This window comes from Brucella anthropi ATCC 49188 (genome assembly GCF_000017405.1).
GTDB lineage: Bacteria > Pseudomonadota > Alphaproteobacteria > Rhizobiales > Rhizobiaceae > Brucella > Brucella anthropi.
This window is the reverse complement of sequence record NC_009667.1, coordinates 1,154,654-1,171,269: the sequence shown is the minus strand read 5'-3', so window position 1 is coordinate 1,171,269 and position 16,616 is coordinate 1,154,654. Positions and strand designations below refer to the sequence as shown.

The following is a 16,616-nucleotide window of genomic DNA, read 5'->3' as shown; positions in this document are numbered from 1 at the left end:
TGCATCGCCTTATTTTCTTGCTGAATACTCAGCAATATCTACGCTGAATCTTATTACTGTCAACGTGATCTTACAAAAAAGCTTCGCCGCATGACGGCGAAGCTTTAAAATTATTTTGCCTTCCAGCTGAGAGGCGAAGCTTTTTCATAAAGCCAGCTATATTGCCGCACCATCTGCTTGGTGCGGGTGAAGCGAAAGCCGACCGTACCTATGATCATCAGGACGATCGTATCCACCAGATAATAGTGGAACGAAAGAAGCGTTCCCTCAAACAGTGCGAAATGGATGAAGCGCACCGCAGCTCCCAGCGGGATCAGATAGAGCAGAAGCTGCGGATAGGTGCGCCACGTCGAAGCACAGGCACGCCCCGTCATCCAGGCGGCCCAGCCGCCCAGCAGACAGGTGATGAGGAAAAACAACCAGAATGACGATTCTTCGTAGAGAATACCCTGCATCTTATCCTCCTAGTGCCTTCCGCCTTCGAGATAGGCGGCGCGGACTTCCGGATCGGCCAGCAATTCGCGGCCAGCGCCGCTCATGGTGATCGAGCCGTTGACCATCACATAGCCACGGTCTGCGAGCTTGAGAGCACCGAATGCGTTCTGCTCAACGAGGAACACCGTCAGCCCCTGCGTGCGGTTCAGTTCCTTGATCGCTTCGAAAATCTGCTTCACGATCAGCGGTGCCAGACCGAGCGACGGTTCATCCAGAAGCAAGAGCTTCGGACGCGCCATCAGCGCGCGGGCAATGGCCAGCATCTGCTGTTCGCCGCCCGAAAGCGTGCCGCCACGCTGGTTGATGCGTTCCTTCAGGCGCGGGAACAGGTCGAACATCAGTTTCACGTCTTCTTCGAAGTGTTGCTGATGATCGAGACTTGCGCCCATCTGGAGATTTTCCAAAACCGTCATGCGCGGGAAGATGCGACGGCCTTCCGGAGACTGCGCAATGCGCAGCTTGGCAATCTCATGCGGCGGCATGGATGTAATATCCATGCCGTTGAAGAGAATGCGGCCGGTACGCGCCTTCGGCGAGCCGAAGATCGTCATCATAAGCGTCGACTTGCCGGCACCGTTAGCGCCAATCAGCGCGACGATCTCGCCCTCATCGACGGTAAGGTCAATGCCCTTGAGGGCACAAATATTGCCGTAATAGGTCTCGACCTTCTCGACGGCCAGAAGCGGTTGCTTTTTCTGCATGGTTTCGGCCTGCATCATTCGCCTCCCTTCTTGGGCTTGGCCGCGGTTTTAGTCGGTGCTTTAGCGCGTTTCGCACCACCGCTTTTGGCAGCCTTTACGGGAGCAGTCTTATGGCTCGTCGGAACATCACCCTGTTCAACGCGCTCGGAGAACTCTGTCGCCTGACCAGCGGCAAGTTGTTTGGCCTGCCCGACCCAGTCTTCGCGCGCGATACGCCCGTCGAATTCCAGATAGGTTTCAGCGTCCACAATGTCCGCGTCGCTCCAGGCGGCAATCTGATCGAAATGATAGATCCCGTGTTCGTGAAGCTTCTTTTCGTTGACCGCGCCGATACCCTTGATGAGGGTCAGGTTATCGGCCTTGCCACCACGTGCCTCCGCCAGACCACCGGTGAGAGAAACGCGTCCGGACGATGCTTCACCTGTCTCTTCGGCAATTTCTTCCTCGATGGCTTCCTCGGCGAGTTGTGCCGCCACGAAGTCCGCCGCATCACCGGTACCCGGCTTGTCCGCCTCTTCGATAAGCTCGGCAATCTCTTCGTCATCGACGCCGAGATAAGCGGCAATAACGCGCGGATCATTCTTGACTGCTTCTGGAGCACCGTCAGAAATCTTGGTGCCGTATTCCAGCACGATCACATGATCGGAGATTTCCATGACCACCGACATGTCGTGCTCGATCAGCAGGATTGACGTCCCGGTTTCCTTGCGGATATCGAGCAGGAGCTTGTTGAGCTCTGCCGATTCACGCGGATTGAGACCGGCGGCCGGTTCATCGAGGCAAAGAATTTCCGGCTCGGTGCACATGGCGCGGGCGATTTCCAGACGGCGCTGATCGCCATAAGGCAGATCGCCTGCCGGATCGTCCGCACGACCGATCAGGTTGATTTTCTCCAGCCAGTGACGCGCTTTTTCAATCGCATCCTTCGCCGCAGACTTGTAGCCGGGCAAACCGAGAAGACCGAGGATCGTGAAGCCCGACGAACGCATCAGCGTGTTGTGCTGCGCGACCAGCAGGTTCTCCAGAACAGTGAGACCCGAGAACAGGCGAATGTTCTGGAAGGTACGCGCCACCTTGGCCTGCTTGGTGATCTGGAAGTCGGGCAGGCGTTCCAGCAGGAACTTGTCGCCCGTCTTCCGGTTCATCGTCAGCATGCCGCCCGTCGGCTTGTAGAAGCCGGTGATGCAGTTGAAGACCGTGGTCTTGCCTGCACCGTTCGGGCCGATGATCGCCGTGATATCCCCACGCTTCACATTGAAGCTCAGATCGTTGATGGCGACGAGACCGCCAAAGCGCATCGAAAGATGCTCGACCTGCAGGATCGTGTCTTTTTCAGTGTTGCCCAATTCGGCTTTATCAGGCGCAGTGCCAGACATAGTGCTTATCTCCGCCATCAGCCGTGCCCTTCCTTGGTAAAGGCACCCGACACCATCTTCTTCTCATGCAGGAAGGCACTGGGTTCTCGACTTCCGACGAAACCGCGCGGTTTCCAGACCATGACCACGACCATGGCAAGGCCGAAGATGAGCATGCGATAGAGTTCCGGCGTGAAATCTGGGCCGAAAATCGCTTTCAGGAAGCTCATTTCACGCAGGATTTCAGTGCCGCCGATCATGACGATCGCAGCAATGGCGATACCGACCAGGGAGCCCATGCCGCCCAGAACGACGATGGCAAGAATGACGGCGGATTCGAGAAACACGAAGGATTCCGGGCTGACGAAGCCCTGGCGTGCTGCAAAGAAGGAACCGGCAAAACCACCGAACATCGCGCCCGTGGCAAAGGCCGTGAGCTTGGTCGTGGTGGTGTTGATGCCAAGCGAACGGCAGGCAATTTCATCTTCACGCAGTGCTTCCCAAGCACGGCCAACCGGCATGCGGCGCAGACGGATGGTGACCCAGGCCGTCAGCAGCGCCAGCAGAAGGATGACGTAATAGAGGAAGAACTTGTAATGCGCCGCCGAGAAGGTGAGGCCGAAGTGGGCCGCAAAACCGTCCTTGCTGGCATTGAAAGGCAGGCCGAAGAAGGTTGCCTTGGCAATGCCGGAAACGCCGAAGGTGCCGCGGGTGACATCTGTCCAGTTGATGAGCACCAGACGGATGATTTCACCGAAAGCAAGCGTCACGATGGCAAGATAGTCACCGCGCAGACGCAAGACCGGAAAGCCCAGAATGACGCCCCATGTTGCAGCAAGAATACCGGCAATCGGCAGCAGCATCCAGAAGGACAGACCGAAATAGGCCGACAGGAGTGCATAGGAATAGGCGCCGACTGCATAGAAGGCGACGTAACCCAGATCGAGAAGACCGGCGAGGCCCACCACGATGTTGAGGCCCCAGGCCAGCATCACATAGATGAGGATCTGAACGCCGAAATTATCGACCCATTTGAGCGATCCCTGCCAGCCCAGAAAGGTGACGATCAGGACCGGGTAGACAAAAAGGAAGGCAACGCCGAGGCGCGAGAAGTTGCGGCGCACGAAAGACGGGCTTTCGTCGACCGCAGCGGTCGGCTGTTTGCTCTTGGCAAGCTTGCGCGCCTCCAGCGTTGGCTGAAGGAATGCAACGAACAGGAAACGACCAACCGCAGCGAGCGCGACCATGACGACCAGTGCGCCCCAGCGCTGAACGAGCACCAGTTCGTTGTTGATGTTCTGATCGGTCTTGAAACCGATGATGAGGCAGAAGAGACCCAGAGCCAGAAGACCGGCGAAGAACCCTTCACGAATGGCCCGGCCAAAAAGGGAATCCGGGCGTGAACTCGACTGTGCAGCCATGATTAAACCTTTTCGACTTCAGGACGGCCAAGAATGCCGGACGGCATGAAGATCAGCACGATGGCGAGGATCGAAAACGCGGCAACGTCCTTGTAGTCGATCGAGAAATACGCCGACCACAATGCCTCGATGAGACCGATGAGCAAGCCACCGACCACAGCACCCGGAAGCGATCCGATACCGCCCAGAACTGCCGCCGTGAACGCCTTCACGCCGGGGATGAACCCGTCGGCAAAGGAAATCACGCCATAGAAGGAAAGGTAGAGCGTACCAGCCACCGCCGCGAGCATCGCACCCATCACGAAGGTGAGCGAAATGACCCGATCGACATTAATGCCGAGAAGCGCTGCCATTTTGCGATCCTGCTCACAGGCACGCTGCGCGCGACCAAGCGAGGTGCGATTGACGATATACCAGAAGATCGTCAGCAGCACGGCTGTCACCACGATGACCACAATCTGCTTCAGCGAGATCGTCACGTTGGTTCCCATGATATTGTAGGAACCGTTCAGCAGCTGAGGCACCGGCTTGTTACGCGGACCCTGCGTTACCTGTACGAAGTTGGACAAGGCAATCGACATGCCGATAGCCGTGATCAACGGTGCGAGGCGAAACGAACCACGCAGCGGCCGGTAGGCCACGCGCTCGATCGTCCAGCTCCACAAACCCGTCAGCAACATGGCGACGATCATCATCAGAAGAAGCATCAGCGCAATCGGCAATGCTCCAATGAAGGTTGTGATCATGAGAAAAACAATCAGCGCCATGAAGGCGCCGAGCATGAAGACATCGCCATGAGCAAAGTTGATCATGCCGATAATGCCATAGACCATCGTGTAGCCGATGGCGATCAGGCCATAGATCGAGCCGAGCGCGAGCCCGTTGATCACCTGCTGGAAGAAATATTCCATCGAGAAGCCACCCATTTTACCGCCCGGGATTTTATTGACGCATCTTTATTTCGTGCGCCTTCATTTTATTCCCGGCTCTTTACACCTAACGGCTGTATAGAGGAATGCAACCCCCTTTTGCCTCAGACAAAAGACTAAGGGCATCATCCCTCCACAAACTAGTTATGTCCCCTACTAAACGTCCTGTATATGTTTTTTTCTCCTACCCAGGACGCCTTATTCCATACTTTCTACATGGCCGAAAAGCCAAAAAATTGGGGGCCAGCATTAAAATTACCGACCGTACCCACTTTACGCGACCGTAAACCCATGTGCAAAGGGATCACGGTCGTCGATGAAGATCGTATTATATCCCGTCATGCGTGCCCAGCCCGCAATTGAAGGAATAATCGCCGGCAATGTGCGGTCCTGGCCTACAACTTCGGTAGCACGTTCCACACGGCCATGGAAAAGCGACCCGATGATGGATTCATGCACAAACTCGTCGCCGGGCTTCAATTTGCCCTTGGCAGCCAGTTGCGCCATGCGAGCAGACGTACCGGTTCCGCATGGCGAACGGTCGATTGCCTTGTCGCCGTAGAAGACGGCATTGCGGGCATGCGCTTCCGGATGTTTCGGCTTCCCAGTCCACAGAATATGGCTCAGACGGTTGATATCCGGCAGCAGCGGATGCTGGAATTTGTACTTCTCATTTAACCGCTCACGCAGTATCGGACTCCAGGCAATCAGCTGCAGCGCAGAATAATCTTCCATATCGGTGTAATTTTCTTGCGGCTCGACGATAGCGTAGAAATTGCCGCCATAAGCCACATCGACCTTGAGGTTGCCAAGGTCCGGGCATTCGACCTCAAGTCCTTCAGCATAAAGGAAAGCCGGAACATTGGTGAGACGAACGCGCTCGACATACTGGCCGTTCTGCTCATACTCGATCGCCACCAGACCGGCAGGCGTATCCAGATTGAGCTTGCCCGGTGTCTTCGGCGTCACCAGCCCCTGCTCTATCGCCATCGTCACGGTTCCGATGGTGCCGTGACCGCACATCGGCAGACACCCCGAGGTTTCAATAAAAAGCACCGCGACATCGCAATCAGGACGTGTCGGTGGGTAGAGAATGGAGCCGGACATCATGTCATGGCCGCGCGGCTCGAACATAAGACCAGTACGGATCCAGTCATACTCGCGCAGAAAATGCGCGCGCTTTTCCATCATGGTCGAACCTTCGAGGTTCGGCCCGCCGCCAGCCACGAGACGCACGGGGTTACCGCATGTATGTCCGTCGACGCAGAAGAAGGAATGTCTTGCCATGATGGTCAGTTCCGAAAACGTTGTGGCTTGAAAGGTTCAATGTCGATTGCAGGCGCGGCCCCCGTGATGAGATCACGGATAAGCCGCCCGGTTGCCGCCGATTGCGTGAGGCCGAGATGGCCGTGGCCGAAGCCGTAATAGATGTTGCCACCTGCCGAGGCCCGGCCGATGACCGGTACGGAATCCGGCATGGATGGCCGATAGCCCATCCACTGTCGCCCGCCCTCTGTCCGAAAGCCCGGCAGAAACATGGAAGCCTTCTTAAGCATGGCTTCAGATCGCGCGAAATTTGGTGGCAGGTCGAGCCCGCCGAATTCCACCGCACCACCGACACGCAGGCCGGTTTCCATCGGCGTGATGACAAAGCCATGGCCAGGAAAGGTCAATTGCCGTTTCACATCGAAACTGCCGACGGGCAGCGTCGTGTTGTAGCCGCGTTCCGTATCGAGCGGCACCGCATCACCAAAGCCCTTGGCAAGATCGCGAGACCATGCGCCCGCCATAAGGACAAGATGCGTCGTCTTGATTTTCGTTCCATCCTCAAGATGAACGCTCGTCGCGCCATGGCCCGGCTTTGCATTCGTGACCTTGGCCTGAAGGAAGCGCGCGCCCTTGCTCTGGGCATAAGCCCAGATCGCCTTGCCGAACAGTTTCGGATCGCTGACATTCTTCCAGCCGGGAACGAAAGTTCCGGCAACGAAACGCGGGCTCAGGCCGGGCTGCAGTTCGGCAAGCCGGTCACCGCGCACATGTTCATAGGCAATTCCGGCTTGTTCGCGAACATCCCAGCCCGGCTGTGAGGCAGCGAGTTCGGCTTCGCTTTCATAAAGCTCCAGATTGCCATTCTCGCGCAATCTTCCGCGCAGCCCTGCCCTGTCGATCAACGCCATCATCTCGCTGCCGGCAAGACGCATGATGTCAGCCTGCGCAATTGCAGTTTTCGCCAATGCATCCGCGCTGCTTGCGCGCCAGAAGCGGTAGAGCCACGGCACCATTTTGGGAAAATAGGAAGGACGGATCGTAAACGGACCAAGCGGGTCCATCAGCCAGCCTGGCACTTTGCGCATGACGCCCTTGGAGGCCAGCGGAAGAATGTCCGAAAAAGCGAGCGCCGCAGCATTGCCAGAACTGGTCTCTTCGCAAATGCCGGTTCTGTCGACGACCAAAACCTCGCGTCCAGCCTCGGCAAGCAGGGCGGCAGTGGCAACCCCGACAATACCGCCACCGATAATGAGAATATCCTGCTGACCCTGCGGATCAGATTTCATCTTGTGCGGCTCCCCACCGGATTCATTTTTGCCTATAGCCTTGCCAAAGAACCGGACAATGTCGACGCTTCGAGCAATTGGCATTCAGTATGTTCAATGCCAGCCTTTCGGCTCTGTCCATCGATTTTTTGGAATGACACTGTGCTGAAAGTTCGCCATCGCTTGAAAAAGCCACAAAGGCAAAGTTAGGGATCGACAAACTCAAATCACCTCATATTGATATATCAGAGATATATCTGTAAGATTGCACTATGTCAATCGTCGTAACCACAGGGCATGGACAGGCATGGAAGAAGCAAACGTTCGAGACAGGTTGACGCGGAGCCCGGCAAACATGCCGTTGGCGACCATGGATAGCTGGGGTAGCGAAAGCCTCGCCGAGCAAGCCTATCGCATTCTGGAGCGCTCCATCGTCACACTGGAACTCGAACCGGGCACCGTTGTCAACGAGCGCACGCTGATCGAGCTGACCGGTATGGGCCGCACGCCGATGCGCGAAGCCATTCAGAGGCTCGCCTGGGAAGGTCTCGTGGAAGTGCGTCCGCGCTCGGGCATTGCCATCGCGGCCATCGATCCGACGGATTTCATCAAGGTGCTGGATGCCCGCGAAGGTGTCGAGCGCGTTCTGGCGCGCGATGCCGCACGCTTTGGCAGCCCTCGCGATTATGAACGGCTTGAAGCCGCTGCAGCCGCCATGCGGCAGGCCATCCCCAACGAGGATGTGGCCCTGTTTCTCGATGCCGACAAGGCATTCGATATTGTTCTGGGCGCGGCGGCGAGCAATCCCTATGCCGCGCGTATTGCAGCCCCCCTGCAAACCCACAGCCGCCGCTTCTGGTTCCGCCTTCGCCCCTCGACCGGCATAGCCGGTTCTGCCAATGCCCATGCGACACTGATCGAGGCGATCGTCTCCCGTCAGCCGGAACGGGCCAGCGACACGGCCAGTGAACTGATGGCCTATCTGCGCACTCTTGCACCCTGACACCCGGCGTCCGACCAATATGGCTTTGTAGGGATGGACGCCCTCTCCTCAATGGTGTTCAACAAATCCATTCTGCCGCATTAGAGCGCGTTTCGATCTGATTGAATCAGATCGGCGCTCTAATCATTTGTTTTTACGCGCATCTTTTCCGAAAACCGTTTCACACTTTTCGGGATGCGTTCTAAGGCCGTCGGAAGGGCGTCCATCCCACAAGAACCAATCCCAATCAATGAGCCTTGTGTTCGCCCTGCTCCACTTCGGTCGTGACAGGCATGGCACTTTGGAAAAGTTTGGCACGGTTCTCGCCGCTCACGACAAGCGTTCCGACCAATCCGCGTGCCGCTCGCGACAGCGCGTGATCCACCAGAGTGTATTCGCCGGGAACTTCCAGCTTGATGTCGACCGCCGCCGCGCCTCCCGGTGGGACCGTAATTGTCTGGACATCGGATAGCGGCTCCGTCGTCAAGGAGCCCAGCTGATAAACCTTGTCGAAGATTTCTCCGATCACATGAAAGCTCGACGTCTTGTTGGGTCCGCCGACACCGAAGTAGATGCGTACGGTTTCGCCGACCTTCGCCGTCAGGGCATTGTCGCCTGTGAGTGCATTGGCAGCCCCGTTAAAGACATAGTACTCCGGGTCCTCCTTGAGCAGGCGTTCGACGCTCTCGGTCAGCTTCCCCTTGGATCCGTATGGCTGCGACGTGTAGAGCTCGCCCTGCATTACATAGAACTCCCGGTCAACGGGCGGCAGATCGTCTGCCGGCTCGACGAGGATCAGGCCATACATACCGTTGGCGATGTGATGTGCGGCCATTGGCACAGCACAGTGATAGACGTACAGCCCCGGTTTCAGCGCCTTGAACGAGAAGGCCTTGGTTTCGCCTGGTGCGGCATCGGTCGCCGCCGCTCCGCCGCCTGGTCCGGTCACAGCATGGAAGTCTACGCTGTGACGTTCGCTGCTGTCGGCCTTGTTGGAGAGCTCCACCAGGATCGTGTCACCTACTCGGGCGCGCACGAACGGGCCGGGGACCTTCTTGTTGAACGTCCAATAGTGGTAGGCTGCGCCGTCTGCGAGCTGTCCCGTCACCTCGACGGTATCGAGCTTTACCTTGATGGTCGCTGGCTCGCTTCTTGTAATTGGCGATGCCAGGTCATTCGCCGGACGGACAATGTTGAGTGGAGCTTTGACACTGCCGTTTTCCGCCGGATGCTCGTGCGAACCAGATGCGAGGGCTGATGTCCCGGTCACCGCCAGAAATGCGAGTGCCACGGCTGTGTACGAGGGTCTGGAAAGGCGTATCATGAGAACTCCTGAGCAATGGTGTTACTCAGGTATTCAAGACCTCACCGACCTTGCGATCTTTGATCTGCGACAAGGACGGCATGTCCTCGCAAGATCGTGATTGCCGGAGCATTTCCTGTTTCATTTGAATCGTTGGAAATACTCTATCTCTTTGTTCTTACGCATGTCTCCCAAAACCGGTTCCCACTTTGGGGAGACATGCACTAGGTGACCGGCTCACTGGAACGTAGCCAAACGTCAATTGCTACGAATTGAACAGATGCGCCGAAATTGTCATCACGGTTATCGTATCAGGTTGTAACGACGTAGCTGACACTGATGAAAACTTACGGCAAAACAACCCGATCAGTGGGTCTTGTTCATCGATTCTGACATTTTGCGAAGCACGTTGAGCGCGATGCTCAACTCCTCATCGGTTACACCTTCCAGCAAATCCTCGCGGACATCACCGGCGAGCTTCACGACCTGTTCAGCCAGAATCTTGCCTTCCGCCGTCATCACCACGCGCTTGGCGCGGCGGTCACCCTGAACGGTTTGCCGTTCGATGAATGACTGGCGCTCCAGACCGTCGAGCAGGCGGACCATAGTCGCATTCTCAATTTCCAGCGCTTCTGCCAGTTCTTTCTGGTAGAGGCCTTCCTGTTCCATCAAGGCAAGCAGGGTGCGCGCCCGCGCCAGGGTCAGGCCCCGTTCCTTCACACGCGCGTCGAAAACAGTGCGGAGCCTGCGATTAACCTTCGCCATGGCATCAATCATTTCAGCTTTAAGATCTGCCGTATCCATGCCAACCGCCTCATATATTAGTAAACTAATGATTACGGATTTGGATAAATCGCTGGCGAACTATTTTCAAGCGAACTTCCTGAACTCACGCAAGCGTGATGGGATTTAGCGGCAATATGACAGTTCTGCGAACAAATTCACTGGAGAGCAGATGATCTGAAAAAGAAAAAGCGGGCAAAAGCCCGCTTTCCCGAAAAACGATAGAATGCTGCCGATCAGGCTGGCATGATCGTTCCCTGCAGCGTCATCAGCTGGTGCAGGAAGATTTCCGCCTTGGTGCGGTGTTCGTTCGACGAAGCATCGTCCAGAGCCTTGCGGGCATGTTCAATGCGGCGCTGAATATCTGCCGGGTCGATATCGTCCACATGGGTCGCCGATTCGGCCAGAACGGTGCAACCCTGCGGGGTGATATCGGCGAAACCGCCGAAGACCACGTAGGAGTCGGACTTGCCGTCGGCAAGCTTCACCGAAACGACACCCGGCATGATCGTCGTCATCAGAGGCGAATGACCGGCGAGAGCCGTCAGATAGCCTTCGCTACCCGGAATGACGACTTCCGTCACCTGCGCGGACAGCAGGAGCCGTTCAGGCGACACGAGTTCGAATTGGAAAGCTTGAGCCATGGTTCTCACTTGAATTCAAAAGCACAATCCCGAAAACAAACCGACTTTCAGAACATGCTTAAACAAAATGATTGGCTTTCACGGCGGGCCTTGCGACCCACCGGGAAATTCAATTCATCAAGCAGCTTCAGCTGCCAGCTTCTTCGCCTTTTCGATCGCCTCTTCAATCGATCCGACCATGTAGAAAGCCGGTTCTGGAAGATGATCGTATTCACCTGCGCAAAGGCCCTTGAAGCCCTTGATGGTGTCGGCGAGGTCAACCAGCTTGCCTGGCGAACCGGTGAAGACTTCAGCAACGAAGAACGGCTGAGACAGGAAGCGTTCGATCTTACGAGCGCGCGCAACGGTCAGCTTGTCGTCTTCCGACAGTTCGTCCATGCCAAGGATGGCGATGATGTCCTGAAGCGACTTGTAGCGCTGAAGGATCGACTGAACCTGACGGGCAACGGCGTAGTGTTCTTCACCAACGATCATCGGATCGAGCATACGCGACGTGGATTCAAGAGGATCCACAGCCGGGTAAATACCCTTTTCAGCGATCGAACGGTTCAGCGTCGTGGTCGCGTCCAAGTGAGCGAACGACGTTGCCGGTGCAGGGTCGGTCAAGTCGTCGGCAGGAACGTAAATTGCCTGAACCGAAGTAATCGAACCCTTGGTCGTCGTGGTGATGCGTTCCTGCATCGCGCCCATGTCGGTTGCCAGCGTCGGCTGATAACCCACAGCGGAAGGAATACGGCCGAGAAGAGCTGAAAGTTCCGAACCAGCTTGCGTAAAGCGGAAGATGTTGTCCACGAAGAACAGAACGTCCTGACCCTTGTCACGGAAGTTTTCAGCAACCGTCAGACCCGACAGAGCAACACGAGCGCGCGCACCCGGAGGCTCGTTCATCTGACCGTAAACGAGCGCGGCCTTCGAGCCTTCACCGCCACCGAGCTTGTTAACGCCCGATTCGATCATTTCGTGGTAAAGGTCGTTACCTTCACGGGTACGTTCACCAACGCCTGCGAATACCGAGTAACCGCCGTGCGCCTTGGCGACGTTGTTGATCAGTTCCATGATGAGAACGGTCTTGCCGACGCCTGCGCCGCCGAACAGACCAATCTTGCCACCCTTTGCATAAGGAGCGAGAAGGTCAACGACCTTGATGCCCGTTACGAGGATTTCAGCTTCGGTCGACTGTTCGATATACTCTGGAGCTTCCTGGTGGATCGCGCGACGGGCAGTGGTCTTGATCGGACCAGCTTCGTCAACCGGCTCACCGATAACGTTCATGATGCGGCCGAGCGTTTCTTCGCCAACCGGAACCATGATCGGGTTGCCGGTGTCACGCACTTCGTGACCGCGAACCAGACCTTCGGTCGAGTCCATGGCGATGGTGCGAACAGTGTTCTCGCCCAGATGCTGCGCAACTTCAAGAACCAGACGGCTGCCGAGATTGTCGGTTTCCAGAGCGTTGAGGATCAGCGGAAGCTGACCGTCTTCGAACTGTACGTCGACAACAGCGCCGATGACCTGAGTGATCTTGCCGACTGCGCCGGTCTTTGCAGCCTTGGGAGCTGCATCGGACTTAGCGGCGGCTGTCTTCGCCGGAGCCTTTTTGGCTGGAGCTTTCGCCGCTGCTGGCTTCGCTTCGGCCGCGGCGGTAGTTTTCGGGGTCGCTGCTTTTGCCATCGATCCTTTACCTTCCGATTAGAGCGCTTCCGCGCCCGAAATGATTTCGATCAGTTCCTTGGTGATCTGAGCCTGACGCTGACGGTTATACGTGATCGACAACTTGTTGATCATGTCACCGGCGTTACGCGTCGCATTGTCCATCGCGCTCATCTTCGCACCCATTTCGCCCGCCACATTTTCCAGCAGAGCGCGGAAAATCTGGACCGAAATGTTGCGCGGGATCAGCGTACTCAGGATCGCCGCAGGATCAGGTTCGTACTCATAGATCGCATCGCCTGCAGTCTCCGCCTGCGCAACATCGCCAGCCGAAGCCGGAATGATCTGCTGTGCAGTTGGAATCTGTGCAATCACCGATTTAAATTCGGAATAGAACAGGGTGCAGACATCAAATTCGCCTTGTTCGAACAGCTCGATCACCTTGTGGCCGATCTGGTCGGCATGCACAAAAGCGAGCTGCTTGACTTCGCGCAAATTGACGTGGTCGATAATCAGAGAGGCAAACTCGCGACGCAGAATATCTGCGCCCTTCTTGCCGACCGTGATGATCTTGACCGTCTTGCCTTCAGCGAGGAGCTTGCGGGCATGATCGCGCGCCAGACGCGCGATCTGCGAGTTGAAACCGCCGCAAAGGCCACGTTCTGCGGTGCAGACGACGAGCAGATGCACGTCGTCCTTGCCCGTACCGGCCATCAAAGCCGGCGCATCTTCGCCGGTTACGTTCTGCGCGATATTTGCGAGAACGGCACCCATGCGCTGCGAATAAGGCCTTGCGGCTTCCGCGGCTTCCTGGGCACGGCGCAGCTTCGCCGCGGCGACCATCTGCATCGCCTTGGTGATTTTCTGCGTCGCCTTGACCGAGGCGATACGGTTTCTCAGATCCTTTAGTGAAGGCATCCGTTCATCCCGTCACAAAATTCAAGCGAAAGACTTGGCGAACGCGTCGACCGCTGCCTTGAGCTTTGCTTTGATGTTGTCGGTGAGCGCCTTTTCGTCGCGGATCGCATCCAGCACATCCTTGTGCTCGGTGCGCAGCGAAGAAAGAAGACCTGCTTCGAACTTGCCAACCTGGTTGACGGCGATCTTGTCGAGATAGCCATTCACGCCGGCGAAAATCACAGCAACCTGTTCTTCCGTCTTGAGCGGTGAGAACTGCGGCTGCTTGAGAAGCTCGGTCAGACGTGCGCCACGGTTCAACAAACGCTGGGTCGAGGCATCCAGATCCGAACCGAACTGTGCGAAGGCGGCCATTTCACGATACTGGGCGAGCTCGCCCTTGATCGAACCGGCGACCTGCTTCATGGCCTTGACCTGCGCCGAAGAACCAACGCGCGAAACCGACAGACCGACGTTAACAGCCGGACGGATACCCTGGTAGAACAGGTTGGTTTCGAGGAAGATCTGGCCGTCGGTGATCGAGATCACGTTGGTCGGAATGAAGGCGGAAACGTCGTTGCCCTGCGTTTCGATGACCGGCAGAGCCGTCAGCGAGCCAGCGCCGTTTTCGTCGTTGAGCTTTGCAGCGCGTTCGAGAAGACGGGAGTGCAGATAGAAAACGTCGCCCGGATAAGCTTCGCGGCCCGGAGGACGGCGGAGCAGAAGCGACATCTGACGGTAAGCGACAGCCTGCTTGGACAGATCGTCATAACCGATCAGAGCGTGCATCGAGTTGTCACGGAAATATTCGCCCATGGCGCAGCCCGCAAACGGAGCGAGATACTGCATCGGAGCCGGATCGGAAGCGGTAGCCGCAATAACGATCGAATATTCCAGAGCGCCGCGTTCTTCGAGAACCTTGACGAACTGAGCGACGGTCGAACGCTTCTGGCCGATAGCAACGTAAACGCAATAAAGCTTTTCGCTGTCCGGGCCGTTGTCGTGGATCGGCTTCTGGTTCAGGAAGGTGTCGAGAATGATAGCGGTCTTGCCGGTCTGACGGTCACCGATGACCAGCTCGCGCTGGCCACGGCCAACCGGGATCAGAGCGTCAACAGCCTTGAGGCCGGTCGACATTGGCTCATGAACCGACTTGCGCGGAATGATGCCCGGTGCCTTCACGTCGACGCGGCGACGCTCGGTAGCAACGATTGGGCCCTTGCCGTCGATCGGGTTGCCGAGAGCGTCGACGACGCGGCCGAGCAGGCCGGGACCAACCGGAACGTCAACGATTGCGCCGGTACGCTTGACGATGTCGCCTTCCTTGATGTCACGATCGGCACCGAAGATAACGACGCCGACATTGTCGCTTTCAAGGTTCAGCGCCATGCCGCGAATGCCACCAGGGAATTCGACCATTTCACCGGCCTGGACATTGTCCAGACCATAGACGCGGGCGATACCGTCGCCAACGGAAAGAACCTGACCGACTTCGGAGACCTCAGCCTCCTTGCCGAAGTTCTTGATTTGCTCTTTCAGGATAGCGGAAATTTCCGCGGCGCGGATGTCCATCAGCCGACCTCTTTCAGTGCAAGCTTGAGAGAAGAAAGTTTAGTGCGAAGGGACGTGTCGATCTGACGCGAACCCATCTTGACGATAAGACCGCCGAGGATCGACGGATCGACGGTGACATTGATCGTCACGTCCTTGCCGGCCACGCCCTTCAGCGTTGCCTTCAATTCGTTCTGCTGCGCAGCACTCAGTTCGTGCGCGGAGATGACATCGGCGGAGACTTCACCGCGATGTTCGGCAGCAATCTTGCGGAAAGCGGCGATGATGCCCGGCAGGGCGAAGAGACGACGGTTCCGCGCGACAACGCGCAGGAAATTTCCGACCAGACCCTTGATGCCCGCCTTGTCGGCGAGAGCGCCGATGGCGTGAAGCTGATCTTCCGAAGAAAATACGGGACTGGAAATCAGTCGCTTGAGGTCTTCGCTTCCGCTCAGAAGCGCCTCGAAACGGTCAAGATCTTTTTCCACAGCCGCAACGGATTTCGCGTCGAGTGCGAGCTCGAAAAGAGATCCGGCGTAACGCTGTGCGACACCTGAAATGAGCGAAGACGTTTCAGCCACGAACAACCTGCTCTCTACGTTGAAACCATCCTTTTGGGACCCAATCTTGTTCAGGACGCCAAACCGATGATTTTATTGAATGTTTCCGGAAAACCACTGACGCGCGAGCACGTCAACACCGAAATGTGATTGCCGTCTAGCATAGACGAACAGGACTCGCAACACGCGAATCCGGCACTTTTGTGTAAGATTTACCGCCTTTCGCGGTCAAAAAAGTCGCATCCACCGCAGCGACGCTATCTTCCCTTGCGCAGCCTGCACGTCAGACGTGCAGAACAGAGCTCTTTCCGATCAGGAAATGAAGCCGAAAGCGTAGAGCAGCGGACCTGCTGCAAGCACGAACTCCACCAGCGCTGCGAGACCGCCATAGAAGCGTCCGCCGCTCGGTCCGCCCTTGCGCCCACCCGCATCCGACATCATCGAAATGAAGCGTCCGAACAGCGCAAATCCCCAGACGGAACCCAATACGACCCAGAGGAATGGCTGCGCGAAAACGAGGCATCCGAGCCCCACGCCGAGATAGGGCCCAGCGAGCGTCGCACGGATGGAGCCGTAGCCTTCGGGACGGCCATTGATCGGCTGGAGCCGCAACAGCTTCATCGTTATGCCGGGCGCAAAAAGCATGACAAGACCAGCAAGCGCCGTGATGGCGGCAGAGCCCCAGGCAAGCCATTCTCCGGTCGTGGCAGGAAGATAGAATTCCATCGCAATTACCCTCGTCGTTTCTTGCCGTATAAGCATGTCTCCCAAAAGTGGGAACCGGTTTTGGGATCAAGACATGCGGAGAGAT

The 16,616-nt window shown here is 56.9% G+C and carries 16 protein-coding genes; 1 reads left to right on the top strand and 15 read right to left on the bottom strand.

The window, feature by feature from the left end; all coding sequences use genetic code 11:
- Positions 1 to 110: 110 nt before the first annotated feature.
- From OANT_RS05770 to OANT_RS05740, 7 genes are all read right to left on the bottom strand, one after another.
- Positions 111 to 455 carry a DUF6867 family protein gene (locus OANT_RS05770; RefSeq protein WP_010661454.1) on the bottom strand — a complete coding sequence of 115 codons (345 nt, stop codon included), beginning with the start codon at positions 453 to 455 and terminating at the stop codon, positions 111 to 113.
- A gap of 9 nt (positions 456 to 464) precedes the next feature.
- Positions 465 to 1,211 carry an ABC transporter ATP-binding protein gene (locus OANT_RS05765; RefSeq protein ID WP_012091269.1) on the bottom strand — a complete coding sequence of 249 codons (747 nt, stop codon included), beginning with the start codon at positions 1,209 to 1,211 and terminating at the stop codon, positions 465 to 467.
- The gene (locus OANT_RS05760) at positions 1,211 to 2,590 is read right to left on the bottom strand and encodes an ATP-binding cassette domain-containing protein (RefSeq protein ID WP_049768393.1); all 1,380 of its coding nucleotides are present in this window, start codon (positions 2,588 to 2,590) and stop codon (positions 1,211 to 1,213) included. Before OANT_RS05760 ends, OANT_RS05765 begins: the two co-directional genes overlap by 1 nt.
- Positions 2,590 to 3,972: a high-affinity branched-chain amino acid ABC transporter permease LivM gene (gene livM, locus OANT_RS05755; RefSeq protein ID WP_012091267.1), complete on the bottom strand. Its 1,383-nt coding sequence runs from the start codon at positions 3,970 to 3,972 to the stop codon at positions 2,590 to 2,592. Before livM ends, OANT_RS05760 begins: the two co-directional genes overlap by 1 nt.
- A gap of 2 nt (positions 3,973 to 3,974) precedes the next feature.
- Positions 3,975 to 4,883, bottom strand: a complete 909-nt coding sequence (locus OANT_RS05750; RefSeq protein WP_010661458.1) for a branched-chain amino acid ABC transporter permease — start codon at positions 4,881 to 4,883, stop codon at positions 3,975 to 3,977.
- A 291-nt stretch (positions 4,884 to 5,174) separates the two neighbouring features.
- Positions 5,175 to 6,188 (bottom strand): 4-hydroxyproline epimerase, encoded by a 1,014-nt coding sequence (locus OANT_RS05745; RefSeq protein WP_012091266.1) that lies wholly within the window; start codon positions 6,186 to 6,188, stop codon positions 5,175 to 5,177.
- A gap of 5 nt (positions 6,189 to 6,193) precedes the next feature.
- Complete coding sequence (locus OANT_RS05740; RefSeq protein WP_012091265.1) at positions 6,194 to 7,456, bottom strand: NAD(P)/FAD-dependent oxidoreductase; 1,263 nt, start codon at positions 7,454 to 7,456, stop codon at positions 6,194 to 6,196.
- Positions 7,457 to 7,742: 286 nt separating this feature from the next.
- Here OANT_RS05740 and OANT_RS05735 point away from each other — a divergent pair, with 286 nt between their 5' ends.
- Complete coding sequence (locus OANT_RS05735; protein ID WP_010661461.1) at positions 7,743 to 8,438, top strand: GntR family transcriptional regulator; 696 nt, start codon at positions 7,743 to 7,745, stop codon at positions 8,436 to 8,438.
- A gap of 226 nt (positions 8,439 to 8,664) precedes the next feature.
- Here the strand turns inward: OANT_RS05735 and nirK are convergent, their stop codons facing one another.
- The 8 genes from nirK to OANT_RS05695 form a co-directional block, all read right to left on the bottom strand.
- The gene (gene nirK, locus OANT_RS05730) at positions 8,665 to 9,741 is read right to left on the bottom strand and encodes a copper-containing nitrite reductase (protein ID WP_012091263.1); all 1,077 of its coding nucleotides are present in this window, start codon (positions 9,739 to 9,741) and stop codon (positions 8,665 to 8,667) included.
- Positions 9,742 to 10,086: 345 nt separating this feature from the next.
- Positions 10,087 to 10,524: a MarR family winged helix-turn-helix transcriptional regulator gene (locus OANT_RS05725; RefSeq protein ID WP_012091262.1), complete on the bottom strand. Its 438-nt coding sequence runs from the start codon at positions 10,522 to 10,524 to the stop codon at positions 10,087 to 10,089.
- A gap of 215 nt (positions 10,525 to 10,739) precedes the next feature.
- On the bottom strand, positions 10,740 to 11,147 hold the full coding sequence (locus OANT_RS05720) for a F0F1 ATP synthase subunit epsilon (protein ID WP_010661464.1): 408 nt from the start codon (positions 11,145 to 11,147) through the stop codon (positions 10,740 to 10,742).
- 117 nt (positions 11,148 to 11,264) lie between these two features.
- The gene (gene atpD / locus OANT_RS05715) at positions 11,265 to 12,818 is read right to left on the bottom strand and encodes a F0F1 ATP synthase subunit beta (protein WP_012091261.1); all 1,554 of its coding nucleotides are present in this window, start codon (positions 12,816 to 12,818) and stop codon (positions 11,265 to 11,267) included.
- An 18-nt stretch (positions 12,819 to 12,836) separates the two neighbouring features.
- The gene (locus tag OANT_RS05710) at positions 12,837 to 13,715 is read right to left on the bottom strand and encodes a F0F1 ATP synthase subunit gamma (protein ID WP_012091260.1); all 879 of its coding nucleotides are present in this window, start codon (positions 13,713 to 13,715) and stop codon (positions 12,837 to 12,839) included.
- 21 nt (positions 13,716 to 13,736) lie between these two features.
- On the bottom strand, positions 13,737 to 15,266 hold the full coding sequence (gene atpA, locus OANT_RS05705; protein WP_012091259.1) for a F0F1 ATP synthase subunit alpha: 1,530 nt from the start codon (positions 15,264 to 15,266) through the stop codon (positions 13,737 to 13,739).
- The gene (locus OANT_RS05700; protein ID WP_012091258.1) at positions 15,266 to 15,826 is read right to left on the bottom strand and encodes a F0F1 ATP synthase subunit delta; all 561 of its coding nucleotides are present in this window, start codon (positions 15,824 to 15,826) and stop codon (positions 15,266 to 15,268) included. Before OANT_RS05700 ends, atpA begins: the two co-directional genes overlap by 1 nt.
- Positions 15,827 to 16,117: 291 nt before the next feature.
- Entirely contained in the window at positions 16,118 to 16,531 is a 414-nt protein-coding gene (locus OANT_RS05695) for an AGROH133_08824 family phage infection protein (protein ID WP_012091257.1), read from the bottom strand.
- Positions 16,532 to 16,616: the final 85 nt, after the last annotated feature.

Coding starts and splice junctions, on each gene's coding strand:
- OANT_RS05770 (WP_010661454.1), bottom strand. CDS start 455: ATGCAGGGTATTCTCTACGAAGAATCGTCATTCTGGTTGTTTTTCCTC.
- OANT_RS05765 (WP_012091269.1), bottom strand. CDS start 1,211: ATGCAGGCCGAAACCATGCAGAAAAAGCAACCGCTTCTGGCCGTCGAG.
- OANT_RS05760 (WP_049768393.1), bottom strand. CDS start 2,590: ATGGCGGAGATAAGCACTATGTCTGGCACTGCGCCTGATAAAGCCGAA.
- livM (WP_012091267.1), bottom strand. CDS start 3,972: ATGGCTGCACAGTCGAGTTCACGCCCGGATTCCCTTTTTGGCCGGGCC.
- OANT_RS05750 (WP_010661458.1), bottom strand. CDS start 4,883: ATGGAATATTTCTTCCAGCAGGTGATCAACGGGCTCGCGCTCGGCTCG.
- OANT_RS05745 (WP_012091266.1), bottom strand. CDS start 6,188: ATGGCAAGACATTCCTTCTTCTGCGTCGACGGACATACATGCGGTAAC.
- OANT_RS05740 (WP_012091265.1), bottom strand. CDS start 7,456: ATGAAATCTGATCCGCAGGGTCAGCAGGATATTCTCATTATCGGTGGC.
- OANT_RS05735 (WP_010661461.1), top strand. CDS start 7,743: ATGGAAGAAGCAAACGTTCGAGACAGGTTGACGCGGAGCCCGGCAAAC.
- nirK (WP_012091263.1), bottom strand. CDS start 9,741: ATGATACGCCTTTCCAGACCCTCGTACACAGCCGTGGCACTCGCATTT.
- OANT_RS05725 (WP_012091262.1), bottom strand. CDS start 10,524: ATGGATACGGCAGATCTTAAAGCTGAAATGATTGATGCCATGGCGAAG.
- OANT_RS05720 (WP_010661464.1), bottom strand. CDS start 11,147: ATGGCTCAAGCTTTCCAATTCGAACTCGTGTCGCCTGAACGGCTCCTG.
- atpD (WP_012091261.1), bottom strand. CDS start 12,818: ATGGCAAAAGCAGCGACCCCGAAAACTACCGCCGCGGCCGAAGCGAAG.
- OANT_RS05710 (WP_012091260.1), bottom strand. CDS start 13,715: ATGCCTTCACTAAAGGATCTGAGAAACCGTATCGCCTCGGTCAAGGCG.
- atpA (WP_012091259.1), bottom strand. CDS start 15,266: ATGGACATCCGCGCCGCGGAAATTTCCGCTATCCTGAAAGAGCAAATC.
- OANT_RS05695 (WP_012091257.1), bottom strand. CDS start 16,531: ATGGAATTCTATCTTCCTGCCACGACCGGAGAATGGCTTGCCTGGGGC.